We start from the raw sequence: 18,788 nt of genomic DNA, 5'->3' as shown, positions 1-18,788 counted from the left end.
CGTTACGTTGACAGCAACCGCGGACGGCCGGCTCGACCCTGAGTACGATTCCGAGCCGGTCGCGGTGGGCGACCGCCCCCCGACCCTGCTGGGTACGGGGCGGTGGCAGCCCGAGGACACCGACCGGCTACGGCCGGCCGGTGAGGCGGAGCTCCGACCGGCCGACGCGCGGGAGGCCCTGGCCCGCGCCACCACCCACCTGCTCTCCCTGCAGTCGTCCGAGGGCTGGTGGAAGGGTGACCTGGAGACCAACGTCACCATGGACGCCGAGGACTTACTGCTCCGCCAGTTCCTGGGGATCCGCACCGAGGAGCAGACCCGCGCCACCGCCGAGTGGATCCGCTCCCAGCAGCGCGAGGACGGCACCTGGTCCACCTTCCACGGCGGGCCGCCCGAACTGTCCACCACCGTCGAGGCCTACGTCGCCCTCAAACTGGCCGGCGACGACCCGGACGCCCCGCACATGCTGGCCGCCGCGCGCTACGTCCGCTCCGCCGGGGGCATCGCGGCCTCCCGGGTGTTCACCCGGATCTGGCTCGCCCTGTTCGGCTGGTGGCCCTGGGAGCGGCTGCCCGAGATGCCGCCCGAGATCATCTTCCTGCCCAAGTGGCTGCCGCTGAACATCTACGCCTTCGGCTGCTGGGCCCGTCAGACGATCGTCCCGCTGACCGTCGTCTCCTCCCACCGCCCGGTCCGTCCGGCCCCCTTCGCGCTCACCGAGCTGCACACCGACCCGGACGACCCGTACCCCCACCGGCCGCTCGCCCCCGCCACCACCTGGGACGGCCTCTTCGAGCGCCTCGACAAGGTGCTGCACGCCTACCACCGCCGGGCCTTCCGCCCGCTGCGCCGACTGGCCGTCTCGCAGGCCTGCCGCTGGATCGTCGAACGCCAGGAGGCCGACGGCTGCTGGGGCGGCATCCAGCCGCCCGCCGTCTACTCGCTGATCGCCCTGCACCTGGAGGGCTACGAGCTGGAGCACCCGGTGATGAAGGCCGGGCTCTCCTCCTTCGACCGCTTCACCGTGCACACCGAGGACGGCAAGCGCTGGCTGGAGGCCTGCCAGTCCCCGGTCTGGGACACCTGCCTGGCCACCATCGCCCTGGTCGACGCAGGGGTGCCGGCCGACCACCCGGCGCTGGTCTCCGCCGTCGACTGGATGCTCGGCGAGGAGATCCGCAAGCCCGGCGACTGGGCCGTCCAGCGGCCCGCGCTCGCCCCCGGCGGCTGGGCCTTCGAGTTCGAGAACGACACCTACCCCGACATCGACGACACCGCCGAGGTGGTGCTCGCGCTGCGCCGGGTCGCCCACCCCGACCAGGGCAAGGTCGACGCGGCGATGGACCGGGGCGTGCTGTGGAACCTCGGCATGCAGTCCAAGAACGGCGCCTGGGGCGCCTTCGACGTGGACAACACCAGCACGCTGCCCAACAAGCTGCCGTTCTGCGACTTCGGCGAGGTGGTCGACCCGCCGTCCGCCGACGTCACCGCGCACGTGGTGGAGATGCTCGCCGAGACCGGCCGCGCCCGCGACCCCCGGACCCGGCGCGGCATCGAGTGGCTGCTGCGCAACCAGGAGGCGGACGGCTCCTGGTTCGGCCGCTGGGGCACCAACTACATCTACGGCACCGGCTCGGTGCTGCCCGCGCTGGTCGCTGCCGGCGTCCCCGACGAGCACCCGGCGATCCGCCGGGCGGTGCGCTGGCTGGAGGACCGGCAGAACACCGACGGCGGCTGGGGCGAGGACATGCGCTCCTACGACGACCCGGCGCGCTGGGCCGGGCGCGGCGACTCCACCGCCTCGCAGACCGCCTGGGCGCTGATGGCGCTGCTCGCGGCCGGCGAGGGGCCGCGGGAGCGGGCCAACCCGGCGGTGGAGCGCGGCGTGGAGTGGCTGGTGCGCACCCAGCTGCCCGAGGGCACCTGGGACGAGCCGCAGTTCACCGGTACCGGCTTCCCGTGGGACTTCTCCATCAACTACCACCTGTACCGGCTGGTGTTCCCGGTCACCGCGCTCGGCCGCTACCTCCACGGCACCCCGGGCACGAGCCGGGCCGACGGGGCACCGGCGATCGGAGCGGCGCGGTGACCACCGCGCCCCTGCTGGTGCTGTGCGCCTTGGGCCCCGAGGTCTGGGCCCTGCGCGGCGGTGACTGGCGGGGCGCGGCCGGCGGGCCCCCGGTGCTGGTGCGCACCGGGGTCGGCCGGCGCCGCGCCGGGCTGGCCGTCCGGCGGCTGCTCGGCTCCGCCCCCACCGGCTACGGCGCCGTGGTGGTGGCCGGCTTCGGCGCGGCGCTCGGCCCCGGCGTGCTGCCCGGCGACGTGGTCGCCGCCGACGGCGTGCGCGACGCCGAGGGCCACCTGTACCCGCTCGACTCCGGGGCGGAGCTCACCCGGGCGCTGAAGGAGCGCGGGCTGACCGTGCACACCGGGGTCCACCACACCGCCGACCACGTGGTGCGCGGCATCGAGCGGCGGGCGCTGCACGTCCAGGGCGCGCTCGCGGTCGACATGGAGGCCGCCGCCGTCCTGGCCGCGCTGTGCGAGGTGCGGCCCGCGCTGCCGACGGCCGTCCTGCGGGTGGTGGTGGACACGCCCGAGCACGAACTGCTGCGGCCCGGCACCCTCCCGGCCGGGGTGCGCGCCTGGCGGACCCTGCGGGCGACGGTACCCGCCCTCGTCGACTGGTACCGGCACGAGCGCGCGCCGGGCTCCGTACGCCTGAACTGCTCCACAGATTCGAACGGCTCAACGGGTTCGAACGGTTCGACAGATCTGAACGGCTCCACAGACCTGAACCACCCCACATCCTCGACGCTCCCCCAGGAGGCGAGCTAGCCATGGCCATGCCGTTGCGCCAGACCGTGCGGGTCGGCACCTACCTCATGCAGCAGAAGCTGCTCAAGCGCCGGGACAAGTTCCCGCTGATCGTGGAGCTGGAGCCGCTCTTCGCCTGCAACCTCGCCTGCGAGGGCTGCGGCAAGATCCAGCACCCGGCGGGCGTGCTGAAGCAGCGGATGCCCGTCGCCCAGGCGGTCGGCGCGGTCCTGGAGTCGGGTGCCCCGATGGTCTCGATCGCCGGCGGCGAGCCGCTGATGCACCCGCAGATCGACGAGATCGTCCGGCAGCTGGTCGAACGCCGCAAGTACGTGTTCCTCTGCACCAACGCGCTACTGCTGCGCAAGAAGATCGACAAGTTCAAGCCGTCGCCGTACTTCACCTTCGCCGTGCACATCGACGGCATGCGCGAACGGCACGACGAGTCGGTGGCCAAGGAGGGCACCTTCGACGAGGCGGTGGCCGCGATCAAGGAGGCCAAGCGGCGGGGCTTCCGGGTCACCACCAACAGCACCTTCTTCAACACCGACACCCCGCAGACCGTCATCGAGGTGCTGGACTACCTCAACGACGAGCTCAAGGTGGACGAGATGATGATCTCGCCCGCCTACGCCTACGAGAAGGCCCCCGACCAGGAGCACTTCCTCGGCGTCGAGCAGACCAGGGAGCTCTTCCGCAAGGCCTTCGCCGGCGGCAACCGCAACCGCTGGCGGCTCAACCACAGCCCGCTCTTCCTGGACTTCCTGGAGGGCAAGGCCGACTTCGAGTGCACCCCCTGGGGCATCCCCAACTACTCGCTGTTCGGCTGGCAGCGGCCCTGCTACCTGATGGCCGACGGCTACGTGCCGACCTACCGCGAGCTGGTCGAGAAGACCGACTGGAGCAAGTACGGCCGCGGCAGGGACCCACGCTGCGAGAACTGCATGGCCCACTGCGGCTACGAGCCGACCGCCGTCCTCGCGACGATGGGCTCGCTCCAGCAGTCGCTGCGCGCCATCACCGAGACCGTCAGCGGCAACAAGGGCCGCTGAGCGGGGAGTTGACCCCAAGGTCGGCGCTCCGGCCCGGGCCCCGCGCCCGGGCCGGCTCCGCCCCGAACCAGGTCCGGCCCCGAGCCCGGGCCGGGTGGAGGCACCACCGCACCGCTCCGAGTCGTGAGGTGTACCCATGTCACTGCTCTCCCGCGTCACGTCCCCGGCCGAGCTGCGCAAGCTCCCGGCGGTCGAACTCCCGCTGCTCGCCGACGAGATCCGCGACTTCCTGATCGACGCCGTCACCCGCACCGGCGGCCACCTCGGGCCCAACCTCGGAGTGGTGGAGCTCACCATCGCGCTGCACCGGGTCTTCGACTCGCCGTACGACCGGATCGTCTTCGACACCGGCCACCAGAGCTACGTCCACAAACTGCTCACCGGCCGCCAGGACTTCAGCCGGCTGCGGATGCGCGGCGGACTCTCCGGGTACCCCTCGCGGGGCGAGTCCGAGCACGACCTGGTCGAGAACTCGCACGCCTCCACCGCGCTCTCCTACGCCGACGGCCTGGCCAAGGCCGCCCGACTGCTCGGCCAGCACGACCGGCACACCGTCGCCGTGATCGGCGACGGCGCGCTCACCGGCGGCCTCGCCTGGGAGGCGCTCAACAACATCGCCGAGGCGCGCGACCGGCCGCTGGTCATCGTCGTCAACGACAACGAGCGCTCCTACGCCAGGACCATAGGCGGCCTCGCCAACCACCTGGCCACCCTGCGCACCACCCAGGGCTACGAGCGCTTCCTCGCCCTCGGCAAGGAGGCCCTGCAGCGCACCCCGCTGGTCGGCCAGCCGATCTTCGACGCGCTGCACGGCGCCAAGAAGGGCTTCAAGGACGCCTTCGCCCCACAGGGCATGTTCGAGGACCTCGGCCTCAAGTACCTCGGACCGATCGACGGCCACGACCTGGGCGCGGTCGAACAGGCGCTGCGCCAGGCCCGCAACTTCGGCGGGCCGGTCATCGTGCACTGCCTGACCGTCAAGGGGCGCGGCTACCGGCCGGCCGAGCAGGACGAGGCCGACCGCTTCCACGCCGTCAACCCGATCGACCCGTACACCTGCCTGCCGGTCTCGCCCAGCGGCGGCGTCTCCTGGACCTCGGTGTTCGGGGACGAGCTGCTCACCCTCGGCGCCGAGCGGCCGGACCTGGTGGCGATCACCGCGGCCATGCTCCAGCCGGTGGGCCTGGCCCCGTTCGCCAAGGCCTACCCGGAGCGGACCTTCGACGTCGGGATCGCCGAGCAGCACGCCGTCACCAGCGCGGCGGGGCTGGCCACCGGCGGACTGCACCCGGTGGTCGCGGTGTACGCCACCTTCCTGAACCGGGCCTTCGACCAGGTGCTGATGGACGTCGCCCTGCACGGGCTGGGCGTCACCTTCGTCCTCGACCGCTCCGGGGTGACCGGGCCGGACGGCGCCTCCCACAACGGCATGTGGGACATGTCGATCCTCCAGGTCGTCCCCGGCCTGCGGCTCGCCGCGCCGCGCGACGCCGAACAGCTGCGCGCCCAGCTGCGCGAGGCCGTCGAGGTCAAGGACGCCCCGACCGTGGTGCGCTTCCCCAAGGGGAACATCGGGCCCGCGGTGCCGGCCGTCGAACGGATCGGCGCGGTGGACGTACTGCTGCGCACCGGGCGGGCGCCGGAGATCCTGCTGGTCGCGGTCGGCACCACCGCCCCCGCCTGCCTGGACGCGGCCCGGCTGCTGCTCGCCGAGGGCTTCACCGCGACCGTGGTCGACCCGCGCTGGGTCAAACCCGTCGACCCGGTGCTGCCCGAACTGGCCGCCGCCCACCGGCTGGTGGTCACCGTCGAGGACAACGGCCGTACCGGGGGCGTCGGCTCGGCCGTCGCCCAGGCGCTGCGCGACGCCGACGTGGACGTGCCGGTGCGAGTGCTCGGCCTGCCCCAGGAGTTCCTCGACCACGCCTCGCGCGGGGAGATCCTGGAGGAGGCCGGGCTGACCGGGACCGGGGTCGCCGCCCAGACCGCCGTCTTCGCCAAGAACCTGCTACCGACCCGAGGAGCGAACCCGCGCCATGCCGGCTGAACCAGACCGCCCCGCCTTCGACCTCGCCGCGCTGATCGCCGAACGCGGCGGCGAGCGTTACGAACTGCACGGCCGCTACCTCAACCCGCAGCTGCCGCGGATGCTGCACACCATCGGCTTCGACAAGTACTACGAGCGCGCCCGGGGCCAGTACTTCTACGACGCCGAGGGCAACGAGTACCTCGACATGCTGGCCGGCTTCGGCATCTTCGCGCTCGGCCGCCACCATCCCGTGGTGCGCTCGGCGGTCCAGCAGGTGATGGACCTCGACCTGCCCGACCTGGTCCGCTTCGACTGCTCGCCGCTGCCCGGGCTGCTGGCCGAGCGGCTGCTGTCGTACGCGCCCGGGCTGGACCGGGTGTTCTTCGGCAACAGCGGCACCGAGGCGGTGGAGACCGCGCTCAAGTTCGCCCGCTACGCCACCGGACGCCGGCGGATCCTCTACGCCGACCACGCCTTCCACGGGCTGACCACCGGCTCGCTCTCGGTCAACGGGGAGAGCGGCTTCCGCAAGGGCTTCGACCCGCTGCTGCCGGACACCGCCATCCCGCTCGGCGATCTCGGCGCGCTGGCCAAGGAGCTGAAGCGCGGCGACGTCGCGGGGCTGATCGTCGAGCCGATCCAGGGCAAGGGCGTCCAGGCGCCGCCGCCCGGCTGGCTGCGGGCCGCCCAGGCGCTGCTGCACGAGCACCGGGCACTGCTGATCTGCGACGAGGTGCAGACCGGCATCGGCCGCACCGGCGAGTTCTTCGCCTACCAGCACGAGGACGGCGTGCTGCCCGACCTGGTCTGCGCGGCCAAGGCGCTGTCCGGCGGGTACGTGCCGGTCGGGGCCACGCTCGGCAAGAGCTGGATCTTCGAGAAGGTGTACTCCTCGATGGACCGGGTGCTGGTGCACTCGGCCAGCTTCGGGTCCAACGCCCAGGCCATGGCGGCCGGGCTGGCGACCCTGGAGGTGATGCGCGACGAGCAGGTGGTGGAGAACGCCCGCAAGGTCGGCGACCACTTCCGCGAACGGCTGGCCGCGCTGGTCGACGAGTACGAGCTGCTCGCCGAGGTGCGCGGACGCGGGCTGATGATCGGGATCGAGTTCGGCCGGCCCAAGTCGCTCAAGCTGCGCACCGGTTGGACCGCGCTCCAGGCGGCGCGCAAGGGGCTGTTCGCGCAGATGGTGGTGGTGCCGCTGCTGCAGCGGCACCGCATCCTGACCCAGGTCTCCGGGGACCACCTGGAAGTGATCAAACTGATCCCGCCGCTGATCATCACCGAGCACGACGTGGACCGGTTCGTGGACGCATTCACCGCGATCATGGACGAGGCCCACCGGGGGAGCGGACTGATGTGGGACTTCGGGCGCACCCTGGTCAAGCAGGCCGTCGCCGGCCGCTGAGGCGGGGGCCGCGGGTGGCGCGGAGCGGGAAGCCGGCCCGGCCGGCTTCCCACTCCGTGGGAGACACCGCGTCAGAGCTCGGTCCGGCGACGCCGGATGACCACCACGAGATCGACGACGGCGAACAGGGTGAGCAGGCCGCAGGCCACCGCGAACCCCGTGAGGGTGCCCCGGCTGGGTGCGCCGGAGGCGGGCGAGGCCGCCGCCCAGAGCGCGAAGCCCACCGTGGCCAGCGCGAACAGCGGCGTGAAGGTGAGCGAGAGCAGGTAGCGGAGCTTGAGGTCGCTGCGGGCGGTGGCCGGCTCGGTGCCGCTGCGCCACCGGCGCGGGGTGGTGGTGCGCATGCCTTCACCTCCGGACCGCACGGTCGGGCTACGATTCCAGCGTACGTCCGAGGGACCAGCCGGGGAGGCGCCATGTCGGGTTCGGACGCGGGTCCGGACGAGGGTTCGGACGCGGCGGGCTCCGGCCCGGGCTCGGGCCCGGGCGCGGGTTCCGGCTCGGGTGAGGTCGGCCCGGACGGCGAGGGGTACGCGGGGCTGCGGATCGAGCGGGCCCGGGAGCTGGCCCGGCGGCACGGCTGGGCTTCGGTCCGGGTACTGGAGCCGGGGGACCTGATGACCATGGAGTACCGGCGCGGGCGGCTCAACCTCGCGGTGCGTGACGGGGTGGTCGAGCGCAGCTGGGAGGGGTAGGTCCGGGGGCGCCGGGCCGGCTGCCGTCCGGGTCGGTGCGGGCCGCTCGGGCGTAGGTCGGTGCGGGTTCGGGCGGCTCGGGCGGTTCGGGTTCGGGCGGTTCGGGTTCGGGGTGGCCGGGGTTCAGCAGGGCAGGTGGCGGCGGGCGAAGCGCCGGTGGAGCCGCTGTTCGGCGGCGGCGACCAGGGGTTCCAGCAGTGGCAGGGAGAGCAGGACGAGCAGTCCGGCGGCCCAGCCGGCCAGGACGTCGGTGACCCAGTGGGTGCCCAGGTAGACCGTGGTCAGGCCGATCGAGCAGGCGGTGGCGGCGGCGATCAGCGCGCCGGTGCGCCGCCAGCGGACGGCGAGGTAGGCGAGCACCCCCCAGGTGACCACCGCGTTGGCGGTGTGGCCGGAGGGGAAGATGGTGCCGCCGGAGAAGAGCTCGGGTGAGCCGACGTACTGGGCGTAGTGCGGGCCGAGCCGGCCGGTGACGATCTTGACCGCGCCGACGGTGACGTTGAGCAACAGCAGTGCGATGCCCATGACCAGCAGCGGGCGCACCCGGCCGAGGCGGTGGGCCCGCCAGCCGAGCCAGATGAAGGCGGCGATCGCCGAGGGGCCGCGCTGCCCGGCGACCACCCAGGTGTCGAGCAGCGGCTCCAGCCGGGGCCACCGCTCGTAGGGGCGCAGCAGCCGGACCGACCAGTCGAGGTCGACCAGCGCGGTGTTGAGCAGCACCCCGGCCAGCACCAGCAGGTAGCCGGCGAGGGTGACGGCGAGCAGGGCGGCCCGGCGGCGGCTCATCGGGGGCCAGCCGGGCTCCCGGGGCTCGGGGTGGACCGGGGCGAGGGGCCGCGAGGGGGTGGTGGGGCGTTCCCGGCGGCCGGTTTCCGCGGTGGGACGCCCCGGCCCCTGGCGCGGAATGGGAGCGGGGGTACTTCTGGATTGCACGGGGTGACCTTACCCAGCCGGACAGGGCTATTCCGGTGGTAATTGTCATTTTCCCGGGAAATCGACAATCGGGTCGAATCGGGGCGGCTCGGGGGGTGATTTCCGCTATTCCGGGATCGAATGTCAGTGTGGCCGTCGAATGCTTCTGCAAAAGCGCCGGTAAAGCAAGCGGAGTGGGAGGCCGGTGCGCCCGGCTTCCCACTCCGTGGTAACCCTGTGTAGGTTCCGTGCTCAGTCGAGGGGGCCGCCCGCGACGTAGATCACCTGGCCGGAGACGAAGCCGGCGTCCTCGCTCGCGAGGAACGAGATGGTGTGGGCGACGTCCTCAGGCCGACCGACCCGCTGGACCGGGATCTGGGAGGCCGCAGCCCGCTTGAAGTCTTCGAAGTCCATGCCGACCCGGGCGGCGGTGGCGGCTGTCATGTCCGTGGCGATGAAGCCGGGGGCGACCGCGTTGGCCGTGATGCCGAACTTGCCCAGCTCGATGGCCAAAGTCTTGGTGAAGCCCTGGAGACCGGCCTTGGCGGCCGAGTAGTTGGCCTGGCCGCGGTTGCCCTGGGCCGAGGAGGAGGACAGGTTGACGATGCGGCCGAAACCGGCGTCGACCATGTGCTTCTGCACCGCGCGGGTCATCAGGAAGGCGCCGCGGAGGTGAACGTTCATCACCGTGTCCCAGTCGGACTCGGACATCTTGAAGAGCAGGTTGTCGCGGAGCACGCCCGCGTTGTTCACCAGGACGACCGGGGCGCCGAGCTCGGCGGCCACCCGGTCGACGGCGGCCTGGACCTGCTCGGCGTCCGAGACGTCGGCGCCGACGGCCAGTGCCCGGCCGCCGGCGGCGGTGATCCGGTCGACGGTCTCCTTGCCCGCCGTCTCGTCCAGGTCCAGGACGGCGACCGCGTAGCCGTCGGCGGCCAGCCGGACGGCGGTGGCGGCGCCCAGACCGCGGGCGGCACCGGTGACGACGGCGACCCGGGGGGCGGTGCTCTGCTCGGTCATGCTCGCTCTCGTCTCTCTCGGGGTTGCCTCCCGGGGAGAGCCCCCGGAGAGGGGTGGCCACACCCTACCGGCGGGTAGGGGACACGGCCAGGGTGGAGAGACGCAGGTGACGGTGGGTAAGGACCGACCGGTCGGCTTTCTGCTGAGAACGGGTTACTGCAAGGCCTTCGCAGCCCGTAAATATGCCAATGTTGCCGAACCTGCGTCTACTATCCGCCCCTGCCTGCCAGCAAGGGCCCGCCGTTTGTATAGTGTCCGCCAGCAGCCACCGGCTGCACGGCTGGAGCGCCCTCCCTCATAGCTGGACGCCCACTCGCCGTTACTGCCCCACCCGGGTGTCCCACACACGCCGGGTGTGACATCGGGACGGATACATGGTGCTGGGGGAGATCCCGACAACCCGCGTGTCTGCGCGACTTCAGCAGTCGCCCGGACACCTCATTCGCGTGGCACAGCAGGTTCACACCCGCTTGTGGTCCGAACACGTCGGAGCCGATCTCACGGCTCCGCAGTTCGCCGTGCTGCTGGTCCTGGCCCTGGAGCCGGGTGCGGACCAGCGGACGGTCGGCGAGCGTGCCTCGCTGGACAAGGCCACGATGGCCGAGATGGTCGCGCGGCTGGTCCGCCGCGGCCTGGTGCTGCGCAGGCGCGACCCGGCCGACGGCCGGCGCAAGCTGCTGGCGCTCTCGCAGAGCGGAGCCCAGGCGGTGCGCGAGGCCACCGGTGGTGTGGTCCGCGTGCAGCGCGTCCTGTTCGAGCCGCTCACGGCGGAGGAACAGGTCGAGATCGTCCGGGTGATGGCCAAGATAGCCAGGCTGGAGCCCGCGGCGGTCGCCGTCATCACCGACGCGCGGCCGATACTGGACGCCCAACGGGCGATCGGCTACCTGATCAGGGTGAGCCAGCAGGTGCACACCAAGCTCTGGTCGGAGCACGTGGGCGTCGAGCTCACGGCTCCGCAGTACGCGGTGCTGGACGCGCTGGAGCTGGAACCGGGCGCCGACCAGCGCACGGTCGGCGAGCTCGCCTCGCTGGACAAGGCCACGATGGCCGAGATGGTCAGCCGGCTGGTGCGCCGCGGTCTGGTGCAGCGTCGGCGCGACCCCTCGGACGGACGGCGCAACCTGCTCTCGCTCTCACCAGCGGGACAGGACCTGCTGCACCGCTCGGCCGCCGGGGTGGCCGAGGTCCAGCGGCTGCTGCTGGCGCCGCTGGAGGAGGGCGAGCACGAGGCCGCGCTCGCGCTCGTCGCGAAGGCGGCCAGGCTCTAGGTCAAAACTTCGCCGCAGTAGCCAAAACGATTCGCCAAAACGCTGAGGGTCCATGTCATGGGCTTTGGCGGATCGGGGCACACCGAAGGCCGCCCGCTCCCATAGGGGTGCGGGCGGTCTTCGCGTGACCGGGCGTCAGGCGGTTCGGGGACCCGGCTGCCGGGCCCCCGGGCCGGGCGTCAGTTCCAGTCGAACTCCTGCGGGTCCGGGCCGATCCGCTTGCCGGTGGCCACGGCGGCGATCGCCGTGAGGTCCTCGGCGTCCAGCTCGAAGCCGGCGACGTCCAGGTTCTCGCGGATCCGGGACGGGGTGACCGACTTCGGGATGGCGATCACGCCGTTCTGGAGGTGCCAGCGCAGCACCACCTGGGCGACGGTGCGGCCGTGCTTCTCGGCGATCCTCACCAGCGCGGGCTCGGCGAGCAGCTCCTTGCCCTGGCCCAGCGGGCTCCACGCCTCGGTGGCGATGCCGTGCTCGGCGTGGAAGGCGCGCAGCTCCGTCTGCGGGAAGTACGGGTGCAGCTCGACCTGGTTCAGGACCGGGGCGACGGTGGCCTCGTCGAGCAGGCGGGTCAGCTGCTCGGTGCCGAAGTTGGAGACGCCGATCGACCTGACCCGGCCGTCCGCCTTCAGCTGCTCGAACGCCTTCCAGATGTTCAGGTAGCTGTCGCCGTGCATCGGGCGCGGCCAGTGGATCAGGTAGAGGTCGAGCTGCTCGAGGCCGAGCTTGGCCAGCGAGGCGTCGAACTCGCGCAGCACCGCGTCGCGGCCCTGCTCGCCGGACCAGTCGCGGGTGCCCGAGTTCCACAGCTTGGTGGTGACGTAGAGGTCCTCGCGGGCCACGCCGCCCGCCAGTGCCTCGGCGATCGCCGCGCCGGTGCCGGCCTCGTTCTCGTAGATGGCCGCCGTGTCGATGGAGCGGTAGCCCGCCTCGATCGCGGCGCGGACGGCCGGGGTGGCCTCGGCGTCCGGGACCTGCCACACGCCGAAGCCGAGCTGCGGGATCTGCGCGCCGTCGTTGAGGGTGACGGTGGGGATGGTGCTCACGGGAAGGGGTGCCCTCCTGATTGTCCTGTGGTTCCAGTGGGGGCAACTGGTGTCCCGGTGTGATTGTTCCCGTGGAACGGGCGAAACTTGAGTGAAGCTTTGCGAGGGTTTGCCCTGGGTGGCGGCCCCCGCCGGTGGCGGGGCGGAGACCGCCCTGGTGGGGGACCGTCGGGGAGCCGTGAGGACCTCCGGGGGCGTGTGGGGGCTTGTGGACTCGCGTGCGCGGAGCGTGCGGAGACTGTGCGCGGGGGCGTGCGGCCCGGCGTGCAGGGGGCGTGCGGGCCGTGGGGTGCGGCGGTGTGCGGGGTGTGGCGTGCGGGGGTTGCGCGGGCCGTGGAGTGCGGGGGTGCGGGGGTGCGGGGGTGGGAGGCCGCGGTGGAAAAACCTGTTGCGCGGATCACACGGAGCTTGGCAGGCTCGCGGGCATGACCTCCTGACTTCCGGGCCCTTCGTGCCCATTCCATCTCCGTCCGGTGTCTCCTCCGGGCGCATCGCCGATGTCGCGCCGCCGCCGTGCCGCCGCGCCGCGCATCATCCGTCCGTCGGCTCCGGCCGCCTGCCGTTCGGCCGCCGCCCGCGCTGCGCGCACGTCACCGAGGCGTTCCGCGCGCCCTGTTCCCCCGAACTCCCCGTACCCCGTGCGCCCGTGCACACCCGCACCCGCGCACCGCTCGCATCGGAGTGTCATGCTGCTCACCCCTCTGCCGCTGGCCGACCCCGGCAGTCCCGACCTCTCCTCACCCCTGGCCTTCCTGCGCTGGCTGCAGCGCAGCCAGCGGCGCGGGCAACTGCTCGCCACCTTCTGGGCGCTGATCGAGACGGGGTGCCAGGCCGCCCTGCCGGTACCGCTCGGGTTCGGCGTGCAGGCCGCCGTGGACGGCGACGCCGGCGGGATCTGGCGCTCCGGCGGGCTCCTGCTGCTGCTGGGCGCGGGTGCCTCGCTCGGGACGGTGCTGCTGCACCGTCAGGCGGTCTGGAACTGGATCCACGCGGCCACCCACGTCCGGCAGTTGGTGGCCCGGCAGGCCTCGCACCTGGGGGCCGGACTGTCCCGCCGGATCGCCACCGGCGAGGTCGTCGCGGTCGGCAGCGGGGACGTCGAGCGGATCGGCTGGTACGTCGAGCTGGTCGCCCGGGTCCGGGCCGCGGTGATCGTCTGGCTGGCCGTGAGCGTGGCGGTGCTGACGGTCGATCCGGTGCTCGGGATCGGGGTGCTGCTCGGCGTCCCGGTGCTGGCGGCCTCCGTCTGGCCGCTGATCGGCCCGTTCGAGCGGCGCTACGAGCAGCAGCGCGACCTCGGCGGCAAGGCCACCGAGTTGGCGGCCGACACCGTCGCGGGGCTGCGGGTGCTGCGCGGCATCGGCGGCGAGGAGCTGTTCCTGGAGCGGTACCGCGCCGCCTCCCAGAAGGTCCGCGCGGCGGCCGTCCGCTCGTCCCGGATCTGGTCGCTGATGCAGGCGCAGCAGGTGCTGCTGCCCGGGCTGTTCGTGGTCGGCGTCACCTGGTACGGCGCCCGGCTGGTGGCCGACGGCGAGCTCGCCGTCGGCACCCTGATCGCGGTGTACGGCGCGACGGCCTTCCTGGCCGCTCCGCTGCGCGTCCTGGGCGAGGCGGCGCACGCCTGGAGCGTGGCCCGGGTCTCCGCCGGGCGGGCCGTGCGGGTGCTCTCGCTGGCCCGGACCGCCGGCACCGCCGAGGCCTCGCTGGCCAGGCCGGACAAGGCGGACCTGCACGACCCGGCGAGCGGGCTGACCGCGCGGGCCGGCGAGCTGACCGCGGTGGTCTGCGGGGACCCGGACTTCGCCGGGTCGCTGGCCGAACGGCTGGGCGGGCACGTCCCGCTGGCCGAGGGCGAACGGGCGCAGGCCTCGGTGCGGCTCGGCGGCACGGAGCTGGACTCGGTGCCGCTGGCCGAGGCCAGGGCGGCGGTGCTGGTCCACGACAAGGAGCCGGTGCTGCTCTCCGGCACGCTGGCCGAGCTGTTCGACATCCCGTCCTCGGGGCGGGTCCCGGCCGCCGCGGCCCTGGCGGCGGCCCGGTCCGACGACGTGCTGGAAGCCCTGGTGGACGGCTCGCCCGAGTGCGGGGGCGACCCGATGCGCGCCCGGATCACCGAGCGCGGACGCTCGCTCTCCGGCGGGCAGCGCCAGCGGCTCGCGCTGGCCCGCGCCCTGCTGGCGGACCCGCCGGTGCTGGTGCTCGACGAGCCCACCAGCGCGGTGGACGCGCACACCGAGTCGCGGATCGCCACCGGGCTGCGGGACACCAGGGCGGGCCGCACCACCGTGGTGTTCGCGACCAGTCCGCTGCTGCTCGACCAGGCGGACCGGGTGGTGCTGCTGCAGGAGGGCCGGGCCGTCGCGGCCGGGCGGCACCGCGAGCTGATGCGGACCGAGCCGGCCTACCGGGCCGTGGTCACCCGCGAGGAGGAAGCGGCCCGTCCGGTGGGCGGGGCCGTATGAGGACCGCCGTCAAAATCCCTGCCACACACGCGAGGAGTACGTCATGAAGCCCCCCGTCCAGGAGGAACAGGGGCCCGTCGCCACCCTGCCGGTCGGTTCCCCGGCCGCCGTGCGCGAGTACCTGCTGCTGCTCGCGCGGCGGCACCGCGCCGGGTTCTCCGCCGTGGTGGTGCTGCACTCGACGGCCACCCTGGCCGGGCTGGTCGGGCCCTGGGTGCTCGGCCGCCTGGTCGAGTCGTTGGCCACCGGCACCGCCGGGTCCACCATCGCGGTGGCGGTCACCTGGTACCTGCTGGCACTGGTGGCCCAGGCGGCGTTCACCGGCTGGTCGCGGATGCGCGGCGCGGTGCTCGGCGAGCGGGTGCTGGCCGACCTGCGGGAGGACTTCCTGGTCCGCTCGGTGGCTCTGCCGACCGGCGTGCTGGAGCGGGCCGGCACCGGGGACCTGGTCTCCCGGGGCACCACCGACGTCGACCGGCTGGACAAGTCGGTACGCGAGGCGGTGCCCGAACTCGCCGTCGCCGTGGTGTCGTTGCTGCTGGTGCTCGGTGCGCTGCTGGTCACCTCGCCACTGCTCGCGCTGACCGCGCTGATCGGGCTGCCACTGCTGCTGGCCAGCTCCCGCTGGTACTTCCGGCGCGCGCCGCAGTCCTACCGCAGCGAGGCGGCCGGGTACGCGGCGGTGAGCAACGTGCTGGCCGAGACGGTCGACGCCGGGCGGACGGTCGAGGCGCTGCGGCTGGGCGACCAGCGGGTCCGGTTGACGGACCGCAAGCTGCGCGAGTGGCTGGCCTGGGAGCGCTACACCCTGTGGCTGCGCTCGGTCTGGTTCCCGACCATCGACGCGGTCTACACCACGGCGGTGCTCGCCACCCTGGTGCTCGGCGGGCTGTTCACCCTCCGAGGCTGGATCACCGTGGGCCAGTTGACCACCGGCGTGCTCTACGCGCAGATGCTGACCGGCCCGGTGGACCTGATCCTGCGCTGGTACGACGAGCTCCAGATCGGCCAGGCCTCGCTGGCCCGGCTGGTCGGCGTGCGCGAGGTGCCCGAGCACGAGGGGGACGAGTCCGCCCGGCCGGACGGCCGTCGGGTCGAGGCCAGGGACGTCCGCTTCGGCTACCGCGAGGGCGCCGACGTCCTGCACGGGATCAGCCTGGACGTCGCCCCGGGCAGCCGGGTCGCGCTGGTCGGGCCGTCCGGGGCGGGCAAGTCCACCCTCGGCCGGCTGCTCGCCGGGATCTACGCCCCCGGCCGCGGCAGCGTGACCCTCGGCGGGGCGGCGCTGGCGAGGATGCCGGCCGAGCGGGTGCGCGCGGAGGTCGCGCTGGTGAACCAGGAGCACCACGTCTTCGTCGGCACCCTGCGGGACAACCTGCGGCTGGCCGCGCCCGACGCGGACGACACCGAGCTGCGGGCAGCGCTGGAAGCGGTGGACGCCGGGGCCTGGGTGGACGCCCTGCCGGAGGGGCTGGACACCGAGGTCGGCTCCGGCGGCACCTCGCTGACCCCGCCGCAGGCCCAGCAGCTGGCGCTGGCCCGGCTGGTGCTGGCCGATCCGCACACCCTGGTGCTGGACGAGGCCACCTCCCTGCTGGACCCGCGGGCCGCCCGCCACCTGGAGCGCTCGCTCTCCCGGGTGCTGGAGGGCCGGACGGTCATCGCCATCGCCCACCGGCTGCACACCGCGCACGACGCGGACGTGATCGCGGTGGTCGAGGACGGGCGGATCAGCGAGTACGGCAGCCACCCGGACCTGGTCGCGGCGGGCGGTCCGTACGCGGCGCTCTGGCGGTCCTGGCGGGACGAGCGGTAGTGGGAGGTCCGGGCCGGGGAGCTTCAGGAGAGGTTCCGGGGAGCTTCCCGGGAGCTTCCCGGGAGCTTCCAAACCCGTACGGGGCTCGATTACCCCGTACGGGTTACTCCCCGGCCCGGAATGGCGCGTAATCGGGCAAATCGGCCGTACGGCCCGCAGACTGCTCCGGTGACCAAGATTTCAGACGGCTCGTCCCGCTCCTCCCGCGGTGAGATCGGTGGGATTCCCACGCGCTACATCGGGATCGGCGTCATCGTCGTCCTCGCCGTGTGGTTCCTGTTCGCCAACCTCGACAGGGTGCAGATCCAGTTCTGGGTCTTCACCGTCACCGCGCCGCTCTGGATCGCGCTGCTGGCCACGCTGATCGCGGGCGTCGTGCTGGGCTGGCTGTTGAAGGGGCGGCGCAGCAAGTGACCGCGGCCCCCGGGTCGGCCCCGACCGGTGCCTCGGCCTTCACCCCGCTGATCGAGGTGCGCGGGGTCAACAAGCACTTCGGGGACCTGCACGTCCTCCAGGACATCGACCTGACGGTCGGGCGCGGCGAGGTCGTCGTGGTCATCGGGCCGTCCGGCTCCGGCAAGTCCACCCTCTGCCGGGCGATCAACCGGCTGGAGCCGATCGAGGACGGCACCATCCTGATCGACGGCGAGCCGCTGCCCGAGGAGGGCAAGGGCCTGGCCAGGCTGCGCGCCGAGGTCGGCATGGTGTTCCAGTCCTTCAACCTGTTCGCGCACAAGACCGTGCTGCAGAACGTCTCACTCGCGCAGATCAAGGTCCGCGGGCGGCCCCGGGCCGAAGCGGACGAGAAGTCCCGCGCGCTGCTGGAGCGGGTGGGCCTCGCCTCGCACGCCGCCAAGTACCCGGCGCAGCTCTCCGGCGGGCAGCAGCAGCGGGTCGCGATCGCCCGCGCGCTGGCGATGGAGCCCAAGGCGCTGCTGTTCGACGAGCCCACCTCGGCACTCGACCCCGAGATGATCAACGAGGTGCTGGACGTCATGCGCCAGCTCGCGAGCGAGGGCATGACGATGGTCGTGGTCACCCACGAGATGGGCTTCGCCCGGGCCTCCGCCAACCGGGTGGTGTTCATGGCCGACGGCCGGATCGTCGAGGACCGCGCCCCGGAGGACTTCTTCAGCGCTCCCGAGAGCGATCGCGCCCGGGACTTCCTGTCCAAGATCCTGAAGCACTGAGGCGGCGCCGTGAACCGTGAGACGACGCCCGCGGCTCGGCCCCTGACGACGTCCGTGGCTCGGCCTCTGACGACGTCCGCGGCGCCGCCGGTCGCGAGGCCCGTGACGACGTCGGTGGCGAGGCCGATGGCGCGGGCGGGGAGACCGGTGGCGAGGCCCGCCGCGCGGGCGGGGAGGCGGGTGCTCGCCGCCGTCCTGCTGCTCACCGCGCTGCTGGCGGGCTGCGGCAAGCCCGGCACCCCGCCGCCCAAGGGCCCGCAACCCAGTGCGCTGCCCACCTACCAGGTGCAGGACGCCTCCGCGATCACCGGCTCGCCGACCCTGGACGCCGCCCGCAGCCGGGGCCACCTGGTGGTCGGCGCGAAGGAGGACCAGCCGTACCTGGGCCAGAAGAACCCGGCCACCGGCGAGTACTCCGGCTTCGACATCGAGATCGCCAAGATGGTCGGCGCCTCGCTGGGCTTCCCGCCGGACCGGATCCGGTTCAGGACCATCGCCTCTGCCAACCGCGAGACCGCCCTGCAGAACGGCCAGGTGGACTACTACGTCGGCACCTACACCATCAACGAGAACCGGAAGAAGCTGGTCGGCTTCGCCGGCCCGTACTTCATCGCCGGGCAGTCGCTGCTGGTGCGCAGGAACAACGACACCATCCACGGTCCGGAGGACCTGGACGGCAAGAAGGTCTGCTCTGCGGCCGGTTCGACGCCGTACCAGCGGATCCAGTCGCAGTTCCCGAAGGCCAAGCTGATCGGCTACGACACCTACTCGGCCTGCGTCGACAACCTGATCACCGACCAGGTCGACGCGGTGACCACGGACAACGCGATCCTGCTCGGCTACGCGGCCAAGGTGCCCGACGAGCTCAAGGTGGTCGGACCGCTGTTCTCCACCGAGCCGTACGGGATCGGGGTGCCGAAGGAGGACACCGTGCTGCGCGGCGCGATCAACGACGCACTGGAGCACCACATGCAGAACGGCGACTGGCAGAGGGCCTTCGAGGCGACCCTCGGCCTCTCCGGGGAGCCGGCGCCGACCCCGCCGAAGATCGACCGGTACTGAGAGGCCAC

The 18,788-nt window shown here is 72.8% G+C and carries 16 protein-coding genes; 12 read left to right on the top strand and 4 right to left on the bottom strand.

Annotated elements, in window-relative coordinates:
- Positions 1-7: 7 nt before the first annotated feature.
- The 5 genes from shc (at position 8) to ACZ5OX_RS23965 (ending at position 7,306) form a co-directional block, all read left to right on the top strand.
- Positions 8-2,089, top strand: coding sequence for a squalene--hopene cyclase (gene shc, locus ACZ5OX_RS23985; protein ID WP_465632808.1), 2,082 nt, complete (start codon positions 8-10; stop codon positions 2,087-2,089).
- Complete coding sequence (locus ACZ5OX_RS23980; RefSeq protein ID WP_465632806.1) at positions 2,086-2,838, top strand: 5'-methylthioadenosine/S-adenosylhomocysteine nucleosidase family protein; 753 nt, start codon at positions 2,086-2,088, stop codon at positions 2,836-2,838. The genes shc and ACZ5OX_RS23980 overlap by 4 nt, the downstream gene beginning before the upstream one ends.
- A 2-nt stretch (positions 2,839-2,840) precedes the next feature.
- The gene (gene hpnH, locus ACZ5OX_RS23975; RefSeq protein WP_392875611.1) at positions 2,841-3,869 is read left to right on the top strand and encodes an adenosyl-hopene transferase HpnH; all 1,029 of its coding nucleotides are present in this window, start codon (positions 2,841-2,843) and stop codon (positions 3,867-3,869) included.
- 136 nt (positions 3,870-4,005) lie between these two features.
- Positions 4,006-5,916 (top strand): 1-deoxy-D-xylulose-5-phosphate synthase, encoded by a 1,911-nt coding sequence (gene dxs / locus ACZ5OX_RS23970; RefSeq protein WP_465632803.1) that lies wholly within the window; start codon positions 4,006-4,008, stop codon positions 5,914-5,916.
- Positions 5,906-7,306: an aspartate aminotransferase family protein gene (locus ACZ5OX_RS23965; RefSeq protein ID WP_465632801.1), complete on the top strand. Its 1,401-nt coding sequence runs from the start codon at positions 5,906-5,908 to the stop codon at positions 7,304-7,306. Before dxs ends, ACZ5OX_RS23965 begins: the two co-directional genes overlap by 11 nt.
- Positions 7,307-7,377: 71 nt before the next feature.
- Here ACZ5OX_RS23965 and ACZ5OX_RS23960 read toward each other — a convergent pair whose 3' ends face one another.
- Positions 7,378-7,650, bottom strand: a complete 273-nt coding sequence (locus ACZ5OX_RS23960; RefSeq protein ID WP_392875620.1) for a DUF6343 family protein — start codon at positions 7,648-7,650, stop codon at positions 7,378-7,380.
- A 72-nt stretch (positions 7,651-7,722) separates the two neighbouring features.
- Here ACZ5OX_RS23960 and ACZ5OX_RS23955 point away from each other — a divergent pair, with 72 nt between their 5' ends.
- Positions 7,723-8,001 (top strand): I78 family peptidase inhibitor, encoded by a 279-nt coding sequence (locus ACZ5OX_RS23955; protein ID WP_465632799.1) that lies wholly within the window; start codon positions 7,723-7,725, stop codon positions 7,999-8,001.
- A 123-nt stretch (positions 8,002-8,124) separates the two neighbouring features.
- Here the strand turns inward: ACZ5OX_RS23955 and ACZ5OX_RS23950 are convergent, their stop codons facing one another.
- Both ACZ5OX_RS23950 and fabG read right to left on the bottom strand, forming a co-directional pair.
- Positions 8,125-8,787 carry a phosphatase PAP2 family protein gene (locus ACZ5OX_RS23950; RefSeq protein ID WP_402408551.1) on the bottom strand — a complete coding sequence of 221 codons (663 nt, stop codon included), beginning with the start codon at positions 8,785-8,787 and terminating at the stop codon, positions 8,125-8,127.
- A 378-nt stretch (positions 8,788-9,165) separates the two neighbouring features.
- Positions 9,166-9,933 carry a 3-oxoacyl-ACP reductase FabG gene (gene fabG, locus ACZ5OX_RS23945; protein ID WP_449788742.1) on the bottom strand — a complete coding sequence of 256 codons (768 nt, stop codon included), beginning with the start codon at positions 9,931-9,933 and terminating at the stop codon, positions 9,166-9,168.
- Between the two features lie 446 nt (positions 9,934-10,379).
- Between fabG and ACZ5OX_RS23940 the strand changes: the two genes are divergently transcribed.
- Positions 10,380-11,204, top strand: a complete 825-nt coding sequence (locus ACZ5OX_RS23940; protein ID WP_392875632.1) for a MarR family winged helix-turn-helix transcriptional regulator — start codon at positions 10,380-10,382, stop codon at positions 11,202-11,204.
- 179 nt (positions 11,205-11,383) lie between these two features.
- Here ACZ5OX_RS23940 and ACZ5OX_RS23935 read toward each other — a convergent pair whose 3' ends face one another.
- Entirely contained in the window at positions 11,384-12,250 is an 867-nt protein-coding gene (locus ACZ5OX_RS23935) for an aldo/keto reductase (RefSeq protein ID WP_465632796.1), read from the bottom strand.
- A 686-nt stretch (positions 12,251-12,936) separates the two neighbouring features.
- On the opposite strand from ACZ5OX_RS23935, the gene ACZ5OX_RS23930 reads away from it, so the two are divergent.
- From ACZ5OX_RS23930 to ACZ5OX_RS23910, 5 genes are all read left to right on the top strand, one after another.
- Entirely contained in the window at positions 12,937-14,712 is a 1,776-nt protein-coding gene (locus ACZ5OX_RS23930; protein WP_465632794.1) for an ABC transporter transmembrane domain-containing protein, read from the top strand.
- Between the two features lie 43 nt (positions 14,713-14,755).
- A complete protein-coding gene (locus tag ACZ5OX_RS23925; protein ID WP_449788739.1) occupies positions 14,756-16,528 on the top strand; it encodes an ABC transporter ATP-binding protein in 1,773 nt (590 codons plus the stop codon).
- A 168-nt stretch (positions 16,529-16,696) separates the two neighbouring features.
- Positions 16,697-16,942, top strand: coding sequence for a LapA family protein (locus tag ACZ5OX_RS23920; protein ID WP_449788738.1), 246 nt, complete (start codon positions 16,697-16,699; stop codon positions 16,940-16,942).
- Entirely contained in the window at positions 16,939-17,718 is a 780-nt protein-coding gene (locus ACZ5OX_RS23915) for an amino acid ABC transporter ATP-binding protein (protein WP_465632791.1), read from the top strand. Before ACZ5OX_RS23920 ends, ACZ5OX_RS23915 begins: the two co-directional genes overlap by 4 nt.
- A 126-nt stretch (positions 17,719-17,844) precedes the next feature.
- Complete coding sequence (locus tag ACZ5OX_RS23910; protein ID WP_465632789.1) at positions 17,845-18,780, top strand: glutamate ABC transporter substrate-binding protein; 936 nt, start codon at positions 17,845-17,847, stop codon at positions 18,778-18,780.
- The last annotated feature ends 8 nt before the right edge of the window (positions 18,781-18,788 follow it).

Source organism: Kitasatospora sp. NPDC032121 (assembly GCF_055580145.1).
This window is presented reverse-complemented; position numbering and strand designations above follow the sequence as displayed.